At 65.1% G+C, this 22,494-nt stretch carries 23 protein-coding genes; 9 read left to right on the top strand and 14 right to left on the bottom strand.

The features are described 5' to 3' along the window. Nucleotides 1-17: 17 nt before the first annotated feature. The 4 genes from CO669_RS13485 to CO669_RS13470 are packed head-to-tail and all read right to left on the bottom strand — an operon-like array spanning nucleotide 18 to nucleotide 4,134. A complete protein-coding gene (locus tag CO669_RS13485; protein ID WP_097660287.1) occupies nucleotides 18-1,184 on the bottom strand; it encodes an acyl-CoA dehydrogenase family protein in 1,167 nt (388 codons plus the stop codon). A 38-nt stretch (nucleotides 1,185-1,222) separates the two neighbouring features. Continuing rightward, nucleotides 1,223-2,512, bottom strand: coding sequence for a TRAP transporter large permease (locus tag CO669_RS13480; RefSeq protein ID WP_097660286.1), 1,290 nt, complete (start codon nucleotides 2,510-2,512; stop codon nucleotides 1,223-1,225). A gap of 12 nt (nucleotides 2,513-2,524) precedes the next feature. After that, complete coding sequence (locus CO669_RS13475; RefSeq protein ID WP_097660285.1) at nucleotides 2,525-3,079, bottom strand: TRAP transporter small permease; 555 nt, start codon at nucleotides 3,077-3,079, stop codon at nucleotides 2,525-2,527. Between the two features lie 26 nt (nucleotides 3,080-3,105). After that, a complete protein-coding gene (locus CO669_RS13470) occupies nucleotides 3,106-4,134 on the bottom strand; it encodes a TRAP transporter substrate-binding protein (protein ID WP_097660284.1) in 1,029 nt (342 codons plus the stop codon). 219 nt (nucleotides 4,135-4,353) lie between these two features. On the opposite strand from CO669_RS13470, the gene CO669_RS13465 reads away from it, so the two are divergent. From CO669_RS13465 to CO669_RS13450, 4 genes are read left to right on the top strand one after another with little or no spacing between them, the layout of a single operon-like run. Continuing rightward, nucleotides 4,354-5,556 carry a CaiB/BaiF CoA transferase family protein gene (locus CO669_RS13465; RefSeq protein ID WP_198963997.1) on the top strand — a complete coding sequence of 401 codons (1,203 nt, stop codon included), beginning with the start codon at nucleotides 4,354-4,356 and terminating at the stop codon, nucleotides 5,554-5,556. 17 nt (nucleotides 5,557-5,573) lie between these two features. Continuing rightward, complete coding sequence (locus CO669_RS13460) at nucleotides 5,574-6,056, top strand: MaoC family dehydratase (RefSeq protein WP_349627009.1); 483 nt, start codon at nucleotides 5,574-5,576, stop codon at nucleotides 6,054-6,056. Beyond that, on the top strand, nucleotides 6,056-6,907 hold the full coding sequence (locus CO669_RS13455; RefSeq protein WP_198963996.1) for an HpcH/HpaI aldolase/citrate lyase family protein: 852 nt from the start codon (nucleotides 6,056-6,058) through the stop codon (nucleotides 6,905-6,907). The genes CO669_RS13460 and CO669_RS13455 overlap by 1 nt, the downstream gene beginning before the upstream one ends. 20 nt (nucleotides 6,908-6,927) lie before the next feature. Next, nucleotides 6,928-7,668: an IclR family transcriptional regulator gene (locus CO669_RS13450; protein WP_097660281.1), complete on the top strand. Its 741-nt coding sequence runs from the start codon at nucleotides 6,928-6,930 to the stop codon at nucleotides 7,666-7,668. 10 nt (nucleotides 7,669-7,678) lie between these two features. On the opposite strand, the gene CO669_RS13445 is transcribed toward CO669_RS13450, so the two are convergent. Beyond that, nucleotides 7,679-8,059: a hypothetical protein gene (locus tag CO669_RS13445; RefSeq protein WP_097660280.1), complete on the bottom strand. Its 381-nt coding sequence runs from the start codon at nucleotides 8,057-8,059 to the stop codon at nucleotides 7,679-7,681. Between the two features lie 366 nt (nucleotides 8,060-8,425). After that, nucleotides 8,426-9,223, bottom strand: coding sequence for a fumarylacetoacetate hydrolase family protein (locus CO669_RS13440; protein WP_097660279.1), 798 nt, complete (start codon nucleotides 9,221-9,223; stop codon nucleotides 8,426-8,428). A 209-nt stretch (nucleotides 9,224-9,432) separates the two neighbouring features. Here CO669_RS13440 and CO669_RS13435 point away from each other — a divergent pair, with 209 nt between their 5' ends. Both CO669_RS13435 and CO669_RS35960 read left to right on the top strand, forming a co-directional pair. After that, on the top strand, nucleotides 9,433-9,651 hold the full coding sequence (locus CO669_RS13435) for a hypothetical protein (protein ID WP_097660278.1): 219 nt from the start codon (nucleotides 9,433-9,435) through the stop codon (nucleotides 9,649-9,651). Beyond that, complete coding sequence (locus CO669_RS35960; protein ID WP_198963995.1) at nucleotides 9,648-9,824, top strand: hypothetical protein; 177 nt, start codon at nucleotides 9,648-9,650, stop codon at nucleotides 9,822-9,824. The genes CO669_RS13435 and CO669_RS35960 overlap by 4 nt, the downstream gene beginning before the upstream one ends. Nucleotides 9,825-9,896: 72 nt before the next feature. Here CO669_RS35960 and CO669_RS13430 read toward each other — a convergent pair whose 3' ends face one another. The 3 genes from CO669_RS13430 to CO669_RS13420 form a co-directional block, all read right to left on the bottom strand. Then, complete coding sequence (locus tag CO669_RS13430) at nucleotides 9,897-11,003, bottom strand: trypsin-like peptidase domain-containing protein (RefSeq protein WP_097660277.1); 1,107 nt, start codon at nucleotides 11,001-11,003, stop codon at nucleotides 9,897-9,899. A 155-nt stretch (nucleotides 11,004-11,158) separates the two neighbouring features. Further along, complete coding sequence (locus CO669_RS13425; protein WP_097660276.1) at nucleotides 11,159-11,494, bottom strand: hypothetical protein; 336 nt, start codon at nucleotides 11,492-11,494, stop codon at nucleotides 11,159-11,161. 116 nt (nucleotides 11,495-11,610) lie between these two features. After that, nucleotides 11,611-12,072 (bottom strand): Hsp20 family protein, encoded by a 462-nt coding sequence (locus CO669_RS13420; RefSeq protein WP_097660275.1) that lies wholly within the window; start codon nucleotides 12,070-12,072, stop codon nucleotides 11,611-11,613. Nucleotides 12,073-12,493: 421 nt separating this feature from the next. On the opposite strand from CO669_RS13420, the gene CO669_RS13415 reads away from it, so the two are divergent. The 3 genes from CO669_RS13415 to CO669_RS13405 all read left to right on the top strand — a co-directional run bounded on the left by CO669_RS13415 (nucleotide 12,494) and on the right by CO669_RS13405 (nucleotide 16,322). After that, nucleotides 12,494-13,708 (top strand): ABC transporter substrate-binding protein, encoded by a 1,215-nt coding sequence (locus CO669_RS13415; RefSeq protein WP_097660274.1) that lies wholly within the window; start codon nucleotides 12,494-12,496, stop codon nucleotides 13,706-13,708. 8 nt (nucleotides 13,709-13,716) lie between these two features. After that, nucleotides 13,717-15,450, top strand: a complete 1,734-nt coding sequence (locus CO669_RS13410; RefSeq protein WP_097660273.1) for an FAD-dependent oxidoreductase — start codon at nucleotides 13,717-13,719, stop codon at nucleotides 15,448-15,450. Between the two features lie 77 nt (nucleotides 15,451-15,527). Continuing rightward, complete coding sequence (locus tag CO669_RS13405) at nucleotides 15,528-16,322, top strand: IclR family transcriptional regulator (protein WP_097660272.1); 795 nt, start codon at nucleotides 15,528-15,530, stop codon at nucleotides 16,320-16,322. A gap of 155 nt (nucleotides 16,323-16,477) precedes the next feature. Here CO669_RS13405 and CO669_RS13395 read toward each other — a convergent pair whose 3' ends face one another. The 5 genes from CO669_RS13395 to CO669_RS13375 all read right to left on the bottom strand — a co-directional run bounded on the left by CO669_RS13395 (nucleotide 16,478) and on the right by CO669_RS13375 (nucleotide 21,783). Then, nucleotides 16,478-17,257 carry an SDR family NAD(P)-dependent oxidoreductase gene (locus tag CO669_RS13395; protein WP_097660271.1) on the bottom strand — a complete coding sequence of 260 codons (780 nt, stop codon included), beginning with the start codon at nucleotides 17,255-17,257 and terminating at the stop codon, nucleotides 16,478-16,480. 38 nt (nucleotides 17,258-17,295) lie between these two features. Next, a complete protein-coding gene (locus tag CO669_RS13390) occupies nucleotides 17,296-17,985 on the bottom strand; it encodes a GntR family transcriptional regulator (RefSeq protein ID WP_245444306.1) in 690 nt (229 codons plus the stop codon). Between the two features lie 113 nt (nucleotides 17,986-18,098). Further along, nucleotides 18,099-18,842 carry an aspartate/glutamate racemase family protein gene (locus CO669_RS13385; protein WP_097660269.1) on the bottom strand — a complete coding sequence of 248 codons (744 nt, stop codon included), beginning with the start codon at nucleotides 18,840-18,842 and terminating at the stop codon, nucleotides 18,099-18,101. 9 nt (nucleotides 18,843-18,851) lie between these two features. Further along, a complete protein-coding gene (locus CO669_RS13380; RefSeq protein WP_097660268.1) occupies nucleotides 18,852-20,117 on the bottom strand; it encodes an NAD(P)/FAD-dependent oxidoreductase in 1,266 nt (421 codons plus the stop codon). Between the two features lie 4 nt (nucleotides 20,118-20,121). Next, a complete protein-coding gene (locus CO669_RS13375) occupies nucleotides 20,122-21,783 on the bottom strand; it encodes a thiamine pyrophosphate-binding protein (RefSeq protein WP_097660267.1) in 1,662 nt (553 codons plus the stop codon). Nucleotides 21,784-22,494: the final 711 nt, after the last annotated feature.

The following is a 22,494-nucleotide window of genomic DNA, read 5'->3' as shown; positions in this document are numbered from 1 at the left end:
TCCCCGGGCGCGCAAGCCTAGTACGACTTGGCGAGCCCCAGAACCTTTTCCGCGATGAAGCTGAGCGCGAGCTGCGGGCTGACCGGCGCGATGCGCGGGATCAGCACTTCACGCAAGTAGCGCTCGACGTGGAATTCCTTGGCATAGCCGAACCCGCCATGCGTCATCACCGCCTGCTCGCAAGCATGATACCCGGCCTCACCCGCAAAATACTTCGCGGCGTTGGCGCCGGCGCCGCAGGGCAGGCCCTTGTCGTATTGCCAGGCCGCCTGCATCACCATCAACCAGGCCGCCTCGAGCTCGACCCAGTTCACCGCGAGCGGGTGCTGGATGCCCTGATTCTTGCCGATCGGCCGATTGAAGACAACGCGCGTCTTGGCATATTCGGTCGCGCGCGACAGCGCGAGCTTGCCGAGGCCAACAGCTTCCGCGGCGATCAGGATTCGCTCGGGGTTCATGCCTTCGAGGATGTACTGGAAGCCCTTGCCTTCCTCGCCGATCCGGTCCTCCATCGGAATTTCAAAGTCCTCGAAGAACAGCTCGTTGGAATCGACGATCTTGCGGCCCATCTTCTCGATCTCGTGGACCTTGATCCTGGTGCGGTCGAAATCCGTGTAGAACAGGCTGAGGCCGTGGGTGGGCGAGCGGACCTCCTCCAGCGGCGTGGTGCGCGCCAGCAGCAGGATCTTGTGCGCGACCTGCGCGGTCGAAATCCACACCTTCTGGCCGTTGACGATGTAGCGGTCATTCTTGGCGACGGCGCGGGTCTTGAGCTGGGTGGTGTTGAGCCCCGTGTTAGGCTCGGTGACGGCGAAGCACGCCTTCTCGCGACCCTCGACCATCGGCGGCAACATGCGCTTGCGCTGCTCCTCGGTGCCGAACACGACGACGGGATTGAGACCGAACACGTTGATGTGGACCGCGGAGGCGCCGGACATGCCAGCGCCCGATTCCGCGATCGTGCGCATCATGATCGCAGCTTCGGTGATGCCGAGACCGGAGCCGCCATATTGCTCGGGCACGCAGATGCCGAGCCAGCCGGCGTCAGCGAGCGCCTTGTGGAAGTCGTGCGGGAAGCCGCCGTCGTGATCCTTCTTCAGCCAATAGGCGTCCGGAAAGCCCTCGCAGATTTTTGCGATGGCATCGCGGATGGCTTCCTGTTGATCGGTGAGCGCGAAATCCATGTTCTTGATCTCCTTCTTGGGAGCCGCAAGCTCCGATCCTAGCGCCCCATCTGCGAGGGCAGCCAGAGGATGATAGACGGAAACGCCACCAAAATCGCGATCGCGATCAGGTGCGCGATGAAATGCGGGAAGGTGCCGTGGAACACCTCCGCCACCGGCCGCTTGGCGTAGCGGGCGACGATGAAGCAGTTCAGCCCCACTGGCGGCGTGATCATGCCGACCTCCGCGGTGACGATCTTGATGACGCCGAACCAGATCGGATCGAAGCCGAGCGTCTTGATCAGCGGCAGAACGATCGGCACGGTCAGCACCAGGATCGCGATCTGGTCCATGAACGAGCCGAGCACGATGTAGCCGCACAGGATCAAGGTGATGATGACCCAGCGCGAGGCCGGCAGGGATCCGATCCAGGCGACCAGGTCCTGGGTCACATGGGTGAGCGTGAAGAAGTAACCGAAGATCGAGGCGCCGACGAGGATCATGATGATCATGCAGGTGCCGTGGCAGGCGCGCAGCAGCGTATGATAGAGCGAAGACGGGGTGATCTTGCCCTTGACGATCGCGAGCAGGAAGGCGCCGAACGCACCGAACGCCGAGGCCTCCGTCGGCGTCGCGACGCCGAGATAGATCGTCCCCGTCACGATCGAGAACAGCACCACCATCGGCGAGACCTGCCACAGCAGCGCGAACTTTTCGCGCCACGGCACCGCCTTCGCGGCCGGCGCGCGCGAGGGATCCTGCCAGACCAGGAAATAGATCGTCGCCATGATGGTGATGGTGACGAGGATCGCCGGGATGATGCCGCTGATGAGGAGCTTGCCGATGTTCACCTCGGCCAGCAGGCCGAAGATGACGAGCGCGACGCTGGTCGGCAGCAGCATCGACAGCGTGCCCGAGATCGCGACCACGCCCGCGGCCATCTTCGGCTCGTAGCCCTGGCGGATCATCGCAGGCAGGCTGGTCGAGGACAGCGTGGCGGCGGATGCCGTCGAGGTGCCGCAGATCGCGCCGAAGCCGGCGCCGGCGAGCGCTGTCGCCATGCCGAGGCCGCCGGGGATGCGGCCGACCCAGGCCGAGGCCGTCTTGAACAGATCGTCCGCGACGCCCGAGAGCAGCACGAGATCCGCCATCAGCAGGAACATCGGGATTGTGATCAGCTCGTAGGAGGAGACGGTCGAGAGCGGCGCGGTCTGCAATATGCCGAACAGCGTGGACCAGCCGCCGACCATGACCAGTCCGACCGAACCGGAAAAGGCCATGGCGAAGCCGACGGGTGTGCCGAGCGCAAGCAGGGCGAACAACAGGGCGAGAACGATGAAGGGTGTCATGGATATCGCCCGTTACTCGAAACTGCGTGCTTCACCGACGCCGGTGACCGGCGGCAGCGGATAGAGGTCGCGCCCGGAGAGAAGGCTCAGCACATTGCCGACGAGCTGCAGCGCCAGCCGCAGCACCAGCACGCCGCAGCCGAACGGCACGAGGGCCGCCGAGATCCAGGTCGGCCAGGCGATCGCGCCGGCCAGCACGTCGTGCTGCTCGTAATTCTCCAGCGCGCGCTCGAACCCGACCTTGCAGATCAGGACGAACACGAACAGGCCGGCGAGTGCGGTGACGATCTCGGACAGCCGCCGTCCCGCCGGCGAAAACCGCGACAGCAGGATATCGACGCCGACATGCGCATGTTCGCGCAGACCGTCCGACAGCGTGAAGAAGAACACGCCGGCCAGCAGGTAAAGTCCGATCAGATCGTAGGTGAAGGCAAACGGACGGTTCAGCACGTAGCGCATGAACACGTCGGTCACCACCAGCAGCATGATCGCGAACAGGAACACCACCGCGATCACCGTCAACGCGCGCTCCAGCGCGCCGAGCACATCTCCCGCCCGCTTGATCACCTCGCGCCTCCCTCGTTGCCGCCGGGTTACTTTGCGCCGCCAGCGGCGAGCAAGTCTTCGAACTCCTTCAGCGCGGCGGATGCCTGCTTGCCGCGGCTGTCGAGCCCGCTCGCCCACTCCTTGCCGACGCCCTTGAGCTTGTCCTTGATCTCGGCGCGCGTCGCCTCCGGAAGCGGATCGAAGCTGACACCTTCGTCCTGCATCTGCTTCCTGGTGGTTTCGCCCTCCTTGTCGACGTCGGCGCAGGCCTTGGGCGTGATAGCTTCCGAGGCCTCGTTCATCGCCTTCTTCACGTCGTCGGGCAGCTTGTCCCAGACCGATTGGTTGATGGAATAGGCGACGATGAAGCTGCCGAAGCTGACGCCTTCGGTGGCGTGCTTGACGAGCTTGTCGAGGCCGTAGGACACGACGCTATCGAGCGGGAACAGCAGCCCGTCCATCGTGCCGCGCGACAGCGACTCATAGGCGTCCGGCGCCGCCATGCGCACCGGAACGGCATTGAGTGCGCGCAGCGTCAGGTCCTGCGCGCCGCCGGTGGTGCGCAGCTTCAGGCCCTGGATGTCTTTGATGGTTTCCACTTTCGACTTGACGGTCCACACCTGGTAGGGCGGCAGCACCACCGCCATCAGCAGCTTGATCTTGTTCGGTGCGTATTCCTGTTTGGCCAGGATACCTTCGCGCGCGGTCTTCCAGTAGGCGAGCGTGCCTTGGCAGCTGGTCGCGAACGCGCCCGGCAATTGCGCGACTTCCGACAGCGGCATCTTGTCGGAGACGTAGGACGGCCCGATGTAGCCGATGTCGACGACGCCCGCCTGGGTCAGGCGCAACATGTCGGCGGCCTTGCCGATTTGCTGGTTCGGATAATAGATGAAGGTCACCGCGCCGTTGGTGCGCTTGGTGACGTCGTCCATCCAGGGTTTGAGCATCAGGCGGACGAGGTAATGACCGGCAGGAAAGCTGTCGGCGACCTTCAACTCCAGCGCCTGCGCCGGCAATGTCGAGACCGGCAGTGAGAGTGCCAACGCCGCGGCGGCCCAGACCCAATTGCTCTTCATTCGCTTTCTCCCTACGCGCCTCACGCCGAACGGCAGCCGTTTGCTGCCAGCCGACCCTCGCTCAACTTCTTGCTTGAGGAAGATGTACATATATGTGAATTTATCTGTCAAGTATATGAACTGTGCATGGCCCCATGCGGCCAAAAGCATCTCCGTCGAATTGACACTCTCCTTTTATGAACTCTAACTCCACGTATATGAATTTACCCACGAGGCCTCATGGGACCGCTCGCCGGCTTCACCATTCTCGACCTGACCTCGGTGCTGATGGGCCCCTACGGCACGCAGGTGCTGTCGGACATGGGCGCTGACGTCATCAAGGTCGAAAGCCCCGAGGGTGACATCGTTCGCCAGATCGGACCCGGCCGCACAACCGGCATGGGCGGGATGTTCCTCAACGCCAATCGCGGCAAGCGCAGCATCGTGCTCGACCTCAAGAAGGAGGAAGGCCGCGGCGCGCTGCTGCGGCTCGCGAAGCGCGCCAATGCGCTGGTCTATAATGTGCGCCCGCAAGCCATGGCCCGGCTCGGCCTCGATTACGAGACGCTGGCCGCGATCAATCCCGCCATCGTCTATGTCGGCGCATTCGGCTACGGCCAGTCCGGGCCGTATGCGGCCAAGCCCGCCTATGACGATCTGATCCAGGGCGCGGCGACCATTCCCACGCTGCTTGCCGCCGCCGGCGACGGCACGCCGCGCTATGTTCCCGTCACCATCGCCGACCGCATCGTCGGGCTGATGATGGTCAACGCGATTCTGGGCGGGCTGATGCACCAGCAGCGCACCGGTGTCGGCCAGCGCATCGACGTGCCCATGTTCGAATCCATGACCGAGTTCGTGCTGGTCGATCATTTGGGCGGGCTCACCTACGACCCGCCGCTCGATCATGGCGGCTATCCCCGCCTGCTGTCGCGCTATCGAAAGCCGTACAAGACCAGCGACGGCTATCTCTGCGTCCTCATCTACAACGACAAGCACTGGCGCAGCTTCTTCGAGGCGATCGGGCAGCCGCATTTCCTGCAGCAGCCGCGCTTCGCCAACCACGCCGCGCGCACCAGGCATATCGACGAGATCTACGCGGAGATCGGCCAGATCTTCACGACGCGCACCACCGCTGAATGGCGCGAGTTGCTGGAGCGCGCTGACATTCCGGTAATGCCGATGCACACGCTGGAGACGATCCTGGACGATCCGCATCTGGATGCGGTCGGCTTCTTCAGGACGGTCGATCATCCCGTCGAAAGCCGCATCCGCCAGATGCGCGTGCCCTCGACCTGGAGCGTGACCCAGCCGGAAGCCGCCGGTCCCGCACCGACGCTCGGCCAGCACGGCCGCGACATCCTGCGCGAGGCCGGCTTCTCGGCCGAGGAGATCGACCAGCTTGCAGAGCAGAAGGTAGTTCACCTGGCAGCGCCGCCTTGAGCGCGGGCGCTGGCCAGATCGCACGAGAACACAGGGAGGAAACCGCGATGGCCGGACTTTATTTCGAAGACTTTTCCGTAGGCCAGGAGTTCAGGCATCCGCTGACCCGGACGGTCACGGAGATGGACAACACCATGTTCAGCCTGCTGACGCTCAATCCGCAGCCGCTGCACATCGACGCCCATTTCTCCGAGAAGACCGAGTTCGGCCAGCGCATTTTCAACAGCCTTTACACCCTCGGCATCATGATCGGCATGACGGTCTATGATACGACCATGGGCACCACCGTCGCCAATCTCGGCATGACCGACGTCACCTTTCCAAAACCGGTCTTCCATGGCGACACCTTGCGGGCGACGACGAAGGTGCTTTCGTTGAGAGAATCCAAATCGCGCCCGAAAGCGGGCATCGTCGAGTTCGAGCACCACGCCTTGAACCAGAACGACGAGATCGTCGGAAAATGCCGCCGCATGGCGATGATGCACAAGAGGCCGGTCTGATGCGTTCGATGCTGTTCGTGCCGGGCGATTCCCCGCGCAAATTCGAGAAGGCGAGCGAAGGCAAGGCCGACGCGCTGATCATCGACCTCGAGGATTCCGTCGTCACCGAGAAGAAGCCGGAGGCGCGCAGCCTGACGCTCCAGATGCTGAAGAGCCGCCCGGGGCCGCATCAGCTCTATGTCCGCGTCAACGCGCTCGACACCGGCATGACGCTGGCCGACCTCGCCGCGGTGCTGCCGGGCAAGCCGGACGGCATCGTGCTGCCGAAATCGCAAAGCGGCGATGACGTGCGCCAGGTCGCAACCTGGCTGGAAGCGCTGGAAGCGGCGGCCGGCATCGCGATCGGCACCACCCGCATCGTCTGCGTGGCGACGGAGACGGCCGGCTCGATCTTCGGGCTCGGCAGCTACAAAGGTTGCTCCCCGCGGCTCGCCGGATTGATGTGGGGTGCGGAAGACCTCTCGGCCTCGCTCGGCGCCACTGAAAAGGCCTCGGGCGGTGTGTTCCACAGCCCCTATCGTCTCGCGCGCGATCTCTGCCTGATGGCCGCGGCCGCGGCCGAGGTCGCGCCGATAGACACCGTCTACACCGATATCGACAACCTCGCCGGCCTCGAGCAGGAGACGCGCGCGGCGCGCCGCGACGGTTTTTCCGCCAAGGCACTGATCCATCCCAAGCACGTCGATGTGGTCAACGCCGCCTTCGCGCCAACGGAGGCCGAGCGCAACTGGGCGCAGAAGGTGATCGCGGCATTCGCCAGCAATCCCAATTCCGGCACGCTGCGGCTCGACGGCCAGATGATCGACAAGCCGCATCTTCGCGCCGCGAAGAAGATCCTCGGCCAGCCCTAGGTAAGGACGCAAAGCCCGCCATGATCGTTCGCCAAGCCGCCAACGTCCTGGAGATCATGGAATTCTTCGCACAAACGAGGAAGCCGGCGACGCTTGCGGAGATCGCCGATCATTTCGGCTGGCCGCGCTCGTCGACCTTCAACCTGCTCGCGACGCTGTCGGAGAAGGGCTATCTCTACGAGCCGCGGCCGCGCGCCGGCTTCTATCCGACGCCGCGGTGGCTGGCGATGGCGCGGATGATCTCCGAGGTCGAGCCGCTGCCGCAATGGACGCATCAGCTGATCTCCGATCTCTCTGCCGAGACCGGCGAGACCGCATCGATCGTGGCGCCGGCCGGCGTGATGGCCGTGTTCATCGACGTGGTCGAATCCGCGGCCGCGATCCGCTATTTCGCCACCATCGGTCACCGCGTGCCGATCCATGCCACCGCAAGCGGCCGCGCGCTGCTGCTGCAATATTCGTCGGAGGAGCGCGACTCCGTCTATCGCAAGATCGAATTCAAGCAATACGGCCCGTCGACGCCGATCAGCATCGAGGCCGTGGAGACCGAGCTGCGCAACTCGATCGCGCGCGGCTATTGCCAGAGCTTTGGCGATTACAGCCGCGATCTGGCCGGTGCTGCCATCCCCCTGCCGATCGGCGACCGCCGTCTGTCGGTCGTCGTCGCCGGCCCGGAATTCCGCATCGGCCCCAAGGTCGCCGAAGTCGCCGCGCTGATCGCGCGCACGGTCGATCGGCTGCGGCCGAAGGCGTCGGCTTGAGGCTGCAGTCTCAGTCGAAGCCCTGAACGGGCGGCGCTGAGGCTTGCGCCGGCGCAGCAGGCGCAGCTTGGACCGGCGGAGCCGGATTGCCGGCAGCTCTCATCTGACCGTTGGCATTCATGGCCTGCCGCGTGCGCGGTGGACTTCCGGTCGCGGCCGCGCGCCGCGGCGGCCGGTGTCCTGCCGACCGCGAACCTCTCACGCCCCAGGACCGGGCGATCGAAGGCCCGGCAGTGTAGCCGATCAAGGCGCCGGCGACCGCACCGACCGGTCCCAGCACGACCGCGCCCGACACCGCGCCGAGGGCAGCATCACCCGCGCGCTCCTGCGCAACCGCGCTCACGGGCACACAGGCCAGCATTACGACGGCAGTGATCAAAGCCTTGGTCATCGGAGCGCCTCCCTCAACGGGAAATCACTCGTGCTCAAATATGGCCTCACGAGGTTCACTTGCCGGCCAACAAAAGGCAATCGATTGATGGAACCCGGCTGTGAGCGACGATAGGCTCGCTTCCTCCGTGAGGGTTGCCGCATATGACTTTGGGCGACACCTTACCGCACGCCTCGTCCTTCGAGACGACCGCTTCGCGGTCTCCTTAAGGATGAGGCTAAGCAGCATCGCGCTCGCTGAAACGAGTGCCGCGCATCCGGACCTCATCCTGAGGGCCCGCCAATGGCGGGCGTCTCGAAGGATGGCCACAGCCCAGATCACTCGCCTATGCGGTTGCCGTCCCCGCGCGCGGGGAACGGCAAAGAACTACACGATCTTGATCGACATGTCCGGCAAGCCTTCGAGCTTGCACAACAGCACGTCGCCCTTCACGACCGGACCGACATTTTCAGGCGTGCCGGAATAGATGATGTCGCCGGCCTTCAGCTCGAACGCCTCCGACAGTTTTGCGATCTGCTCGGCCACGCTCCAGATCATCTTGCTGAGATCCGAATTCTGCTTGACGGTGCCGTTGATCGCCAGCGAGATCGCGCCCTTCTCGAAATGGCCGGTCTTGCTGACCGGATGAATCGGACCGAGCACCGCAGCATGGTCAAAGCTCTTGCCGATCTCCCAGGGCTTCTTCTCCGCGGCCATGCCGTTCTGAAGATCGCGCCGGGTCATGTCGAGGCCGAGCGCGTAGCCGTAGACGTGGTCGAGCGCCTTATCGACCGGGATGTTGGTGCCGCCGGACTTCAGCGCCGCGACCAGCTCGACCTCATGATGATAGTTCTTGGTCAGCGACGGATAGGGATGATCGGCGACCTCGCCGACTGCGACGTTCTGGATCGCGTCGGTCGGCTTCTGAAAGAAGAACGGCGGCTCGCGGTTCGGATCCGAGCCGCGCTCGATCGCGTGCGCGGCGTAGTTGCGCCCGATGCAGTAGATGCGCCGGACCTGGAACACCTGGGTCTCGCCGACGATCGGGATCGTCACCATCGGCACCGGGAAGATCGGCTTGGGCCCGGCCTGCGCTGTGGCGGGAACGACGTCCGCCATGGTGGCCGCAGTCGCGGCCGCAGCTGTTGCGAGCAGATCGCGTCGCGTCGGTGAGGTCCGTTTCATCTCAGGGGCTCCCTTCCTTGTCGTTGGGCCGCGTCAAGCGCGCCAAGCCGGCTGATAGTCGATCTTCAGCATGCCAGCAACAGGAACGGCCGCGTTGCGAGCTTCGAGCATCTTGACAGCGGTTTTGCGCTGAATATTTTCTTTGTCGAGAAAGTGCTTTCTCACCCTCGAAACCAAAGGACCCAACGCGACCGTCTGGAGAGACGACGATGCTCGATGAGAATTTGGCCCGCATACGCGCGCACCGCAACAACATTCACCGCTATCGACGGCTGCTCAAGACAAGGCTGTCGCAGCTGGAGCGCAATTTCATCGAGAGACGCCTGGCGGAGGAGAAGTTGGCGCTCGATGCGCTGAGCGCGGCGACCTTCCCGCTTGGCTTCCATGTCTCCGGAGCGCCGGCTGAGGCGATCGGGGTGGCGCGATGAACCGGCAACGGGAGCTGCTCATTCGCGGCAGCGAGAAGGTGATCGGCCACTACGAGCTCCTGCTTGCAAGCGCGAAGACCGAACATGAGCGCGAGCTTTATCGGCAACGCATCGAGCGCGAGCGTCGGCTGATCCGCGACCTTCAGGGCTATTCGGATCACCGCGCCGCCTGAGCCGGGAGTGCTCACGGTCCAAAGACATTGCAGGGGTGAACTGCCTTTCGGCAGCCCGCCCCTGCAGTTGAGCTAGCGAACCAGGCGATTGGGAGCTTCGAGCGCACTGCTGGATTGGGTCGCCGGCGCCACGCGCACAGTCGCGGTGATCGGCGCACCGTTGCGCAACAAAGTGAGCCTCACCTCCTCGCCGACACGCGCAAGGCCGATCGTGTTGCGAAGCTGGGCGGCGGTGCGGATCGGACGCTCATCGGCTGCGGTCACGATGTCCCCCTTGCGCAGGCCCGCCCTCTCGGCGGGCGAGTCCGCCGCGATCTCGGCGATGACGGCGCCTTGGTTCAGTCCCTTGTTGACCGACGGATGCAGGTCCTTCAACGAGACGCCGATGCGGCCGCGCTCGACGCGGCCGCTCGCGATGATCTGCTCCATCACCTTGCGCGCCATGTTGACCGGAATGGCGAAGCCGATGCCGACATTGCCGCCGGCGGGCGAAATGATCGCCGAGTTGATGCCGACCAGTTCGCCGCGCAGGCTCACCAGCGCTCCGCCGGAATTGCCCGGATTGATCGCGGCATCGGTCTGGATGAAATCCTCATAGCCCTGCTTGCCCAGGCCGGTGCGGCCCAGCGCACTGACGAGGCCGGACGTCACGGTCTGGCCGAGGCCGAAGGGATTGCCGATTGCGAGCACGAAGTCGCCGACATCGAGCGCATCGCTGTCGCCGAAGGGAAGCGCCTTGAGGCCCGCCGGATTCTGGATCTGAAGCACGGCAACGTCGGTTGGCGGATCACGCCCGACCACCTTGGCCGAAAATTGCCGGCCGTCCTTGGTCGTGATCTGGACGGCGGAGGTACCCTCGACCACGTGGTTATTGGTCAGCACGTAGCCGCGCTCGGCATCGACGATCACGCCGGAGCCGGTCGCGTTGACCTCCTTTTCGATCTGCCGGGGGACGTCGAAGAATTCGCGGAACAGCGGATCGCGATAGAGCGGGTTGTCCTCGCGCACGCGGCCGTGCACGGAAATGTTGACCACGGCCGGCGTCACCCGGCGCACCAGAGGCGCCAGGGTCGGCACCGAGCCGCCGGTCTTCATGTCGGGGATTTGGCCAGCGGCAGGCTGTGACGCTGTCAGCGCCAGCACCAGCATCGCCAGCAAGAGCGGACGCATAGCATTCATCTTTCTTCCTGCCGCTTTGTGGGGATATCGGAGAACGGAGTGGCTTCACCCGTCGCGTGACGCGACGATCCAGCCTTGCATGGCAAGGAACGGAGTGGCCAAGACCGCCGAGGCCTGACCGAGCAGCACGAGTCCCAGAACAGTCTGCGTGAGCATCATGGGCTTCGCCCCTCGGCGGCGGCCCAGGGCCGCCGCAACCGCATCGGCACGCCGCCGCCGCGCGGCGGATCGTCATTGTCGTTGTCGCCGTCGAGCTTGCGCAGCGCGGCCAGGATGTCGGCGAGCCGGACCGTGCGGCTCATCCCGGGAATCTCGCGCAAGCCGGGACAGGATTCGACGGCGTACATGTCGGACGCCCAGGACGACAGGATGATCCGCTTCTCCGGTGGAGAAAGCTCCGTCGCATTCAGGACCTCGGCAGGCGAGTCGTAATGGGCGGCGGGATGAAACAGCGGGTTGAGAGCGCCGGAATCAGTATTCACGTTGGTCATTGGTGAACCTCCCTCATACTCCTTTCCAAGGGACGGGCTTGTTGACGAAGGGACGGCGGCGGCAATCGCCGCCGTCCTGTTCGACACGAATGTGTCGATCGCGTGCGCTGGGCGCCTTAAGCCGCTTTCTTCTGCTCGATCTGCGACGCGACAGGCGCAACACCCGAGATCGGGATCCGGCGCGGCTTCATTGCTTCCGGAACCTCGCGGACGAGGTCGATGATCAGGAGCCCGTCCTGGAACGAGGCCTGCTTCACCTGGACATAGTCGGCGAGGTTGAACACGCGCCGGAACGGCCGGGCGGCGATGCCCTGGTACAGATATTCCCGCGCGGCGGTCTCGGGCTTCCTGCCCTCGATCGTGAGCGCGTTCTGTTCAGCCGTCACCGCGATGTCGTTGGGGCCGAAGCCCGCCACCGCGAGACTTATCCGGTAATGATCCTCGCCGGAGCGTTCGATGTTGTAAGGGGGATAATTGTCCTCGGTCGCCTGGCGCAGCGTGCTGTCGACGAGGTCGGCCAAGTGGTCGAAGCCGATGGTGGAACGCCACAGGGGCGCGAAGTCGAAACTGGTCCTCATACCAAGTCCTCCTGAGAGCAAGATGGATACGAAGGAGCGCAGGACAGGGTATCAGACGGGGTCCGAAGACCGGCCCGGCGCCCGTACCGGACCCGATCTGGCGTCCGGCACACCGCTCTCGCGGCGAAAAACGACTTAGAAAATCGGCAATAGCTTTCAAGGGGCCGACCAGAAAAAAATCCAGTTCCCCGCCCCTGGGGCCGGGCACCAGTCTTCAGGATCGCAGCGCGTTCCACGCCGTCTCCGGCGTCGCCAATGTCGCGACGATCGTGACGAGCGAGAGTGCGATGCCAACGCCTTGGCGACTTCCGGAAACCCGCTCCTCCAGCTATTCGTTATTGACAAATTAGTTCGTTGATATCTAATTTACCTCTGCTCCATCAAGCCGCGCCATGCGGCCAATAAAACAGAGGAAACAACCATGAGAGGGTTTTTGGCCTGCGCCATGCTCGCGGCCATGACTTCGACTGCCTCGACCACTGCCGCCACCGCGCAAGTCTCCGACGACGCAGTGCGGATCGGCGTGCTGACGGATTTGTCGAGCTGGGGCCGCGACAATTCGGGACCGGGCTCGGTCGAGGCCGCGAAGATGGCGGTAGAGGAATTCGGGCCGACCGTGCTCGGCAAGCCGATCGAGATCATCAGCGCCGACCACCAGATGAAGACCGACGTCGGCGTGCAGATCGTGCGCGGCTGGTTCGACAACGGCAAGGTCGACGCCGTCGTCGACATCCCCAATTCCGGCATCGCGATCGCCGTGCACAACATGGTGCGCGAGCGCAACAAGATCGCCCTGCTCTCCGGCCCCGGCGCGAGCTCGCTGACCGACGAGCTGTGCAGCCCCAACACCGTGCATTTCACCTACGACACCTACGCGCTGTCGAAGGTGACCGCCTCCGCCGTGATCAAGGAAGGCGGCAAGTCCTGGTACTTCATCACGGCCGACTACGCCTTCGGCCAACAGCTCGAGAAGGACGCAACGCGCTTCATCAACGAGATGGGCGGCAAGGTGCTCGGCGGCGTCAAGCATCCGACCAACACCGCGGACTTCTCCTCCTTCGCGCTGCAGGCGCAGAGCTCCAAGGCCGACGTGGTCGCCTTCGCCAATGCCGGCCAGGACACCGACAACGCGATCAAGCAATCCGGCGAGTTCGGCCTGGTCCAGGGCGGCCAGAAGCTGGTCGGCCTGCTGATGTTCGACACCGATGTGCACGCGGTCGGCCTCAAGGCCGCGCAGGGCACCTACATGACGACGGCGTCGTACTGGAACATGGACGAGGCGACGCGCGCCTGGTCCAAGAAGTTCTACGAGCGCACCAAGGTGATGCCGACCATGATCCAGACCGGCGTCTACGGCTCGGTGCTGCATTATCTGAAGGCGATCAAGGCCGCAGGCACCGACGATCCGGCCAAGGTGATGGCCAGGATGCGCGAGCTGCCGATCGAGGATACATTCGTCCACGGCGGCAAGCTGCGCGAGGACGGCCGCGTGATCCGCGACATGTATCTCGCCAAGGTGAAGGCGCCCGAGCAGTCGAAGGAGCCGTGGGACTATCTGGATATCGTCAAGACCGTGAAGGGCGAGGACGCCTTCCGCCCGGTTTCCGAGTCCAAATGCCCGCTCTTGAAGAAGTGAGGTGAACGATGACCGGCAACGAGCATAGCGCAATTGAGACCTACGAGTGCGACGTGCTCGTTGCCGGATCCGGCTGTTCCGGCATGTCGGCCGCGATTACCGCGCGCCATCGCGGCCTCGACGTATTGATCGTCGAGAAGGAGCCGCGCTTCGGCGGCACCACCGCCCGCTCCGGCGGCTGGCTCTGGATTCCCGGCACGTCGCTGGCGAAGGCCTATGGCATCGCGGAGACGCCGGAGCAGGCCCGCACATATCTGCGGCATGAAGCCGGCAACAATTTTGATGCCGCACGTGTCGACGCCTTCCTCAGCGCCGGTCCCGAGGCGGTCGATTTCTTCACCACCAACACCGCGCTGCGCTTCGACATGCCGCTGGTATTTCCGGACTATCACGCGGAGGCTCCGGGCGGCGCGCAGGGCGGCCGCTCCATGGTGACGCGCCCGTTCGACGGCCGCGAGCTCGGCGACCTCATCAAGTCGCTGGGCATGCCGCTGCCCGAGCTCACCGTGTTCGGCATGATGCTGGGAAGCGGCAAGGAGATCATCCATTTCATGCGGGTGACGAAGTCGCTGACCTCGGCGGTCTACGTCGCCAAGCGCCTGTCGCGGCACCTGATGGACGTGCTGCGCCATGGCCGCGGCATGACGCTGACCAACGGCAATGCGCTGGCCGGGCGCCTGGCCAAATCCGCGCTCGATCTGAAGATTCCGATGTGGCTGTCTTCGCCGGTGCGCGAGCTGACGGTCGAGAACGGCGCCGTTACCGGCGCGATCGTGTCGCGCGAGGGACGCGACGTCCGCGTCAGGGCGCGCCAGGGCGTCGTGCTCGCCTGCGGCGGCTTCCCGCATGACGTCGAGCGGCGCAGAAAGATGTTTCCGCACGCACCGACCGGCGTTGAGCATTATTCGCCGGGGCCGACCGGCAACACCGGGGATGGATTGCGCCTTGCCGAGCGCGCCGGCGGGCACGTCGAAGACCGCCTGCCGAACGCGGCGGCCTGGGTGCCGGTGTCGCTGACGACGCGCAAGGACGGCTCGAAGGGCGTGATGCCGCACTTCATCGACCGCGCCAAGCCCGGCGTGATCGCGGTGATGCGCGATGGCAAGCGCTTTGCCAATGAGGGAAATTCCTATCACGATTTCGTCCAGGCCATGATCAAGGCCGCAAAGCCCGGCGAGGAGATCGCGGCCTATCTCGTCTGCGATCACAAGACGCTGCGCAAATACGGGCTCGGTTGCGTGCCGCCCTTCCCGATGCCGCTCGGTCACCACCTCAATACCGGCTATCTCATGCGCGGCGATACGCTGGAGGCGCTGGCGGCGAAGGCCGGCATCGATGCCCAATCCTTCGCCGAGACGGTCAAGCAGTTCAATGCCACCGCGCCGCAAGGCCATGACGCGGCCTTCGGCAAGGGCTCGAAGGCCTATAATCGCTACCAGGGTGACGCCACGCACGGCCCCAATCCCTGCATCGCGCCGATCGAGAACGGGCCGTTCTACGCCATCAAGATGGTGATCGGCGATCTCGGCACCTATGCCGGCATCGTCACCGACGCGAACGCGCGGGCGCTCGATGCCGAGGGCCGGGTCATTCCCGGCCTCTATGCCGCCGGCAACGATATGGCGAGCATCATGGGCGGCAATTATCCCGGCGCCGGCATCACGCTTGGGCCGGCGCTGACCTTCGGCTACATTGCCGGCCGTCATCTCGCCGACAGCGCCGAAAAGCGCGACGCGGCGTAGAGCATGATCCGGAAAAGTGTGCAGCGGTTTTCCGGAAAGATCATGCTCAAACGAAAGCGCAGGCGCATCGGAGGCGCATGAAGAGAGAGAGCCGCGGCATCCAGTCGATCGAGGTCGGCGGAGAACTGCTCCGGGCGCTTGCCCGCAGCGGCGAGCCGATGATGCTGCGCGATCTCGCGCGCGAGGCCGGCATGACGCCGGCCAAGGCGCACCCTTATCTCGCCAGCTTCTCCCGCATCGGCCTGATCGAGCAGGACGAGACCACCGGCCGTTACGAGATCGGCGCGCTGGCGCTGGAGCTCGGCCTGATCAGCCTGCGCCGGCTCTCCGGCGTGCGCATCGCAAGGCCGAAGATCGCCGCGCTCGCGAGCCAGATCGGACATGCAGTCTCGCTCGCGGTCTGGGGCACGCACGGGCCGACCGTGGTCCAGCTCGAAGAACCCGCCCAACCGGTGCACATCGTCATGCGCGCCGGCTCGGTGATGGCGCTGCTGGAGACCGCGACCGGCCGGGCGTTTGCGGCCTTCCTGCCGGAGAAGACGATCAACGCCGCGCTCGAGAGCGGCCTCGACCGCCATGGCGTCGGCTACAACCCCAAGCGCGCCGTGAAGGGCGCCAAGGTTGCGGAGATGCTGACCGAGGTTCGCAAGCACGGCCTCGCCCGCGCGCTCGGCGATCCCCTGCCCGGCGTCAATGCGTTCTCCGCGCCGGTGTTCGATCATTCCGGCCACGTCGCACTGGTGATCACCGCGATGGGGCCCGAAGGCACGTTCGATGCGCGCTGGGACAGCCCGATCGCGCTCGCCTTGCGCGACTGCGCCGGCGGCATCTCGAAGCGGCTGGGCCATGGGATGACGGTTGCGGCGGAGTGAGGGCTTCACAGCCCAACACAACACCGCTGTCATGCCCCGCGAAGGCGGGGCATCCAGTACGCCGCGGCCTATCGGTTCTATCACGACCGTCACGGAGTACTGGATCGCCCGCCTTCGCGGGCGATGACACCGAATGTGGAGCGGCCTCAGGGGCCCTACTTGTCCTTCACCGGCACCGTGTAATTCAGAATCAGCCGGCCACCATCCGGATAGATCGTCTGGCCCGTGATGTAGGACGCATCGTCGCTCGCCAGGAACGCCACGACGGACGCCACCTCGCTCGGCTCGCCGCCGCGGCCCGCCGGCGTGCGCGACATCACGGTCTTGCGGGCGTCCTCTGACGTGTAGATCGACGACGCCACCATGTCGGTCAGGATCGTGCCTGGCCCGACCGCGACGACGCGGATGTTGTGCGGGGCAAGTGCGACGGCGGCGACCGAGGTGAGCTGCTTCATGCCGCCCTTGGACATCGCGTAGGTCGCAAGCGCCGGAATCGCCAGCAGCGCGTTCACCGAGGACATGTTGATGATGACCCCGCCGCCACCTTGCGCGATCATCTGCTTCGCCGCCGCCTGCACACCGAAGAACGCGCCCTTCAGGTTGATGCCGATGATCTCGTCGAATTCCTCTTCGGTGATCTCGAGGATGTCCCGGTTGCGGGCGACGCCGGCATTGTTGACCATGATGTCGAGCCGGCCGAATTCCGTCACGGCGGTGGCAACGAGCTGGTCCACATCAGCACGCTTGGCGACATTGCCGACGACGGCACGCAAGGCATCGGGACGCCCGAGCTCCGCGGCCGTGGCGGCGAGGCCCTCGGCATCGACGTCCGAGATCACGACCTTGACGCCGTCGTCCAGAAATCTCTTCGCGCAGGCCTTGCCGATGCCGCGCGCGGCGCCGGTGATGGCGGCGACCTTACCCTCGAGCTTCATGTTTACGCCTCCTTCAAACCACCACGCCGGGTCAGGGCTCAATTCGCTGCCGACTTTGCCGCCGGCATGTAGATCTGCGCGTAGCCTTCCTTGATCGCGGCGGTGATGCGGTCGAGGCGGCGGTCGATGTGCTTTTCCAGCACGGAGACACATGTCCCCTCGTCGCGCGCCTTGAGGCCTTCGAGCACGGCGCGGTGCTCGCCTTGCGTGTTGGAGCGGTTGACGCGGTCCATGTCGATCCAGCGCACGAAGCGGATGCGGGCGTTGACGTTGCGCAAGACCCGCAGCATCTCTGAATTGTTCGACATCGCCATCAGCCGTTCGTGAAAGGTCTCGTCGAGTTCGACCTGCTCCAGCGAGGAGCGTTCGCCGGGATCGGGACCGGTGGCTTCGAGGAATTTCAGCAGTGCATCGATGTCTTCGTCCTTGGCGCGCTTGATGGCGAGGCGGACGGATGCGACCTCGATCGACTTGCGCAGCTCGTAGAGATCGAAGATCTCCTGCGCGTCGAGCTCGCGGCAGAAGAAGCCCTTGCCCGCCGTGAAGCGCAGGAAGCCTTCGGTGTTGAGCCGGTTGAGCGCTTCGCGCAGCGGCGTGCGGCTGACGCCGAGCCGCTTGGCCAGCTCGCCTTCGTTGAGCCGCTCGCCCGGCTTGAACGCATAAGTCACGGCCATCGCCTTGAGCTGTTCATAGACGCGATCGACGATGCTGTCGGAAGCCAGTTCCACGTTGCTCTTCATCAGCTGCAATTGTGCTCAAGCGAATATAACGGGGCCGCGGGCGATAGCAATGCGCCGGAGACATCCAGCACAGGTTGTTCAAGCCTTTGCGGCGATCGGAATCAAGCAAAGGCGCGCGGCCGCAGTCCGGCATGAAACCACGTGATCATGGAATAGATGTCATAAACGGGCAGCCCGACCTCGGCCTGAAGCGCGGCCGCATAGGGCGGCATGTTGGTGCATTCGAGCACGATGGCGCCGACGTCGGGGTTTTTGGCGACGAGCTCCTTGCCGGCCTCGACCACGTCACGCTCGGCCTGCGCGATGTCCATGTCGTCCTTCTCGGCCTTGATCAGCACGCGAAAGAACTCCTTGCCGTTCTCGGTGCCGACCAGCGGCGTGTCGAGCGGCACACCGGCGCCTTCGAGATGGGCCGGCGTCAAGGTCGAGCCCGATACCGTGACGAGGCCGACGCGCTTGCCCGGCGGCAGCGTCGCCTGCACCCACGGCACCTGCATCAGCGACGACGTCGCAACGGGCACGCCGACGGCGGCGGCGATCTCTTTCTGGAACAACGACAGAAACCCGCAATTGGTGGTGATGGCTTCGGCCCCGAGCCGCACCAGATCCTTGGCCGCATCGATGAAGTCGGGGAGCAGTCCCGCCGCGCCCTTCAGCACCACCTTCTCGGGCGAGGCGCCGCTCACCACGCGATAGAGCACGGGAAACGGCCAGGTCGTGCCGTTGCCCATGTCGCCGGGAATGCGGGGAAAGCGCGCTTCCAGCATCAGGATGCCGAGCGGCGCACCATAGATGGCCTTGCCGCCACGGGCGATGCGGGAGGGCGAATGGGCTGAATGGGTCATGATGCGACCTCAGAGGAAACGTTCTGGCGCGAAGGGCAGAAGCGGAATCTCGGGCGGCTTGCCGCTGAGGAGCTGCGCGACGAGCCGGCCGGTACGGGCCGAGCCGACCAGGCCGACATGGCCGTGGCCGAAAGCATAGACGATATCGCGCGAGGCGCGCGCATAGCCGATGCAGGGACGTCCATCCGGCATGCTCGGCCGATGCCCAAACCAGGTTTTTATGCGCGCGGCCGGAATGTCCTTCGGCAGCCTCGGAAACATGCCGAGGAGATGGTCGCGCAGGATCTCGGCGCGTTTCCAGTTCGGCGCCGCCTCGAGGCCGGCGATCTCGACCGTGCCGGCGGCGCGCAGGCCCTTGTTGGTCCAGTTCACCACCATCTTGGCGTCGGACGCCATCATCGAGCTGCGCGGACCGACCTCCGGATTCTCGATCATCACGTGATAGCCGCGCTCGGTCTCCAGCGGCAGGGAATCGCCTATCGATGCCGTGAGCTGCTTCGAGCGGGCACCGGCCGCGACGACGGCGGCATCGCAGGCGATCTCGCCGGTCTCGGTGAGAACGGCCACGAGCTTGTTGCCATCAAGCCTCAAGCCGGTCGCCTTGGCCCGCACATGAGTGACGCCACTTGCAATCGCATGACTGGCGAGCGCTGCAACATAAGCGCCGGGATCGCGACAGCGCCCGGCCTCCTCCACCACGACGCCAAAGGTGTAGCGCGGATGCAGGTCAGGCTCACGCTGACGCATCTCGTCGGCGCTGAGCTCCAGCCATTCGACGCCGACCTTCTTGCGCAGACGCCAGCCGAGATCGTTGTCGAAATTGCCGCGCGAGGGAAACACGTGCATCACGCCGTTGCGTTCGATCAGCTCGGGGACACCCGCTTCCTCCGCGAGCTTCCGGTGCAGCAACGGCGCGTCCTTGAGCAGATCGCGCAGCGCAAACGCTGTCTTCTCGACCCGCGCGGGGGTCCAGCCCGAGAGCAGATACTTGACCAGCCAGGGCAGCGCCTTCGGCAGATAGGACCAGCGGATCGCGAGCGGACCGAGCGGGTCCATCAGATAGCCCGGCACCTTCTTCCAGATGCCCGGCTCGGCCGGCGGAATCACCGAATGCGACGACAGCCAGCCGGCATTGCCGTAGCTCGCCGCCTGTTCGCCGCCGGGCTCGCCCGGATCGATCAGGGTGACGCGATGGCCCTCGCGCAGCGCCTCGATGGCGCTGACGACGCCGACCGCGCCGGCGCCGATGATCGCAACGTGGCGACCCGCTGCCATCGCCTTACGCCTTCACCGCGGGCGTAAAATCCTTGCCGACCGAGATCGCGCGGGGATCGATGATGCAATGGAGGATCGACGGCTTGCCCGAGGCGAGCGCACGCTCGAACGCAGGTGCGAACTCCTCGGTGCGCTCGACGCGCTCGCCATGTCCGCCGAATGCCTTGGCGTACATCGCAAAGTCCGGGTTCTTGAGCTGGGTGCCGACGACGCGGCCCGGATAATCGCGCTCCTGGTGCATGCGGATGGTGCCGTATTGCGAATTGTCGACGACGATCACGACCAGCGGCGCGTCGTACTGCACGGCGGTGGCGAACTCCTGGCCGTTCATCAGGAAGCAGCCGTCGCCGGCGAAGGCGACGACGACGCGATCCGGGTATTGTCGCTTGGCCAGCACGCCCGCCGGCACGCCGTAACCCATCGAACCCGAGGTCGGCGCGAGCTGCGCCGCAAAACTGTGGAAGCGATGATGGCGATGGATCCAGCCGGCATAATTGCCGGCGCCGTTGCAGACGATCGCGTCCTTCGGCAGCCGGTCGCGCAACCAGGTCATGACCTGGCCGTACTGGAACGTGCCCGGCAGCTCGCGCGCCTTGTCGGTCCAGGCGAGATAATCGGCATGCGCCTTGGCGGCCTCACCCTTCCAGGCAACGGCGCCTGAAGGCTTCAGCGTCTCGACCGCCGCGGCGAACGCGGCAGGCGTCGCCTGGATCGCGAGCTCGGGCTGATAGATTCGGCCAAGCTCCTCGGAGCCGGGATGCACGTGGATCAGCTTCTGCTTCGGATTGGGAATGTCGAGCAGCGTGTAGGACGAGGACGGCATCTCCGACATGCGGCCGCCGATGAGGAGGACGACGTCGGCGTTGTCGATGCGCGCCTTCAGGCCCGGGCTCGGCCCGATGCCGAGATCGCCGGCATAATGCGAATGGTCGGCATCGATCAGCGAGGCCCGGCGGAACGAGGTCGCGACCGGCAGGTCGAACCGCTCGGCAAAGCGCGCGATGCTCTTGGTGGCGTCATCGGACCAGCGCGAGCCGCCGAGAATGACGAGCGGCGCTTTGGCGCCCGCGAGCATCGCACCGACGCGCTCGATGTCGGAAGGCGCCGGCCAGCTCACCGCCGGCTCGATGCGCATGGCATCGGCAACGGCCGCAGTCTCGGTCAGCATGTTCTCCGGCAGCGCGATCACGACGGGACCGGGACGGCCCTGCATGGCGACGCGGAAGGCGCGCGCCACCAGTTCCGGAATGCGGTCGGGGCGATCGATCTCGACGGCCCATTTCGCCATGGTGCCGAACACCGCCTTGTAGTCGAGCTCCTGGAATGCCTCGCGCTCGCGCATGCCGGTGTCGACCTGGCCGACGAACAGGATCATCGGCGTCGAATCCTGCATCGCGATGTGGACGCCGTGGCTGGCGTTGGTCGCGCCGGGGCCACGGGTGACGAAGCAGATGCCGGGTCGGCCGGTGAGCTTGCCATAGGCCTCCGCCATCATGGCAGCGCCACCCTCGGCGCGGCAGATCACGACGTCGATCGGGCTGTCATGCAGCGCATCGAGCGCCGCGAGATAGCTCTCCCCCGGCACGCAGGTGACGCGCTCGACGCCTTGCGCGACGAGCTGATCGATCAGGATCTGGCCGCCGGTGCGGGTGTTGCGGATGGTCATGTCGGCTCCCTCAAGGCTTTGGGCGATGCGCACTTATTCGCAGACTGCGTAGGACAGGCCGGGTGGGCGCGCAAGATCGAAAGGCTTCTCGTAGCCTGCGCAGGCGTCATGCCCGCCGGTGCCGTTTGCACGACCGCCCATTTGCGATGATGTGTCGCGGCAATGACGAACGCAGCCCCCGGCGAGATGGGCCCGGCTCTGGCCACCTCGTCATTGCGAGGAGCCCTTGCGACGAAGCAATCCAGAATCCCCTCGCGACAACGACTCTGGATTGCTTCGTCGCCAGCGCAAAACTGCTTCGCAATTTTGTCGCGGGCTCCTCGCAATGACGGAGCATGTGGCTTGACGCGTCTCTCGCCTGTCCCGGACGCGCTGCAACGCCCTTCGCGTTGCTGCGCAGAGCCGGGACCCAGAAAGCCACAGTGCCGTAGGGTGGGCAAAGGCGCGCTTGCGCCGTGCCCACGATCTGCCTCTATGAGCAACAGACGCGTGGGCACGCTGCGCTTTGCCCATCCTACGATGTCGGAGGTTGTGACTCGCAGACATGCCTTCTCCTCCTCGCGGCGCTTTGCGCCCGAGTTTTGCTCTCTTCTTCACGCCCTCTAACAGAAAGGGCGCAGGGAAGGCCGGGTGCCGGCTGGCACCCGCAAGACTCCCGTGCAAGAGTGATGCACACGCAAGGCACAGGAGCGCTCCAGGGCAGCCAGACAT

Origin of the sequence: Bradyrhizobium sp. Y36, from assembly GCF_002531575.1 — a bacterium.
Lineage (GTDB): Bacteria > Pseudomonadota > Alphaproteobacteria > Rhizobiales > Xanthobacteraceae > Bradyrhizobium.
This window is presented reverse-complemented; position numbering and strand designations above follow the sequence as displayed.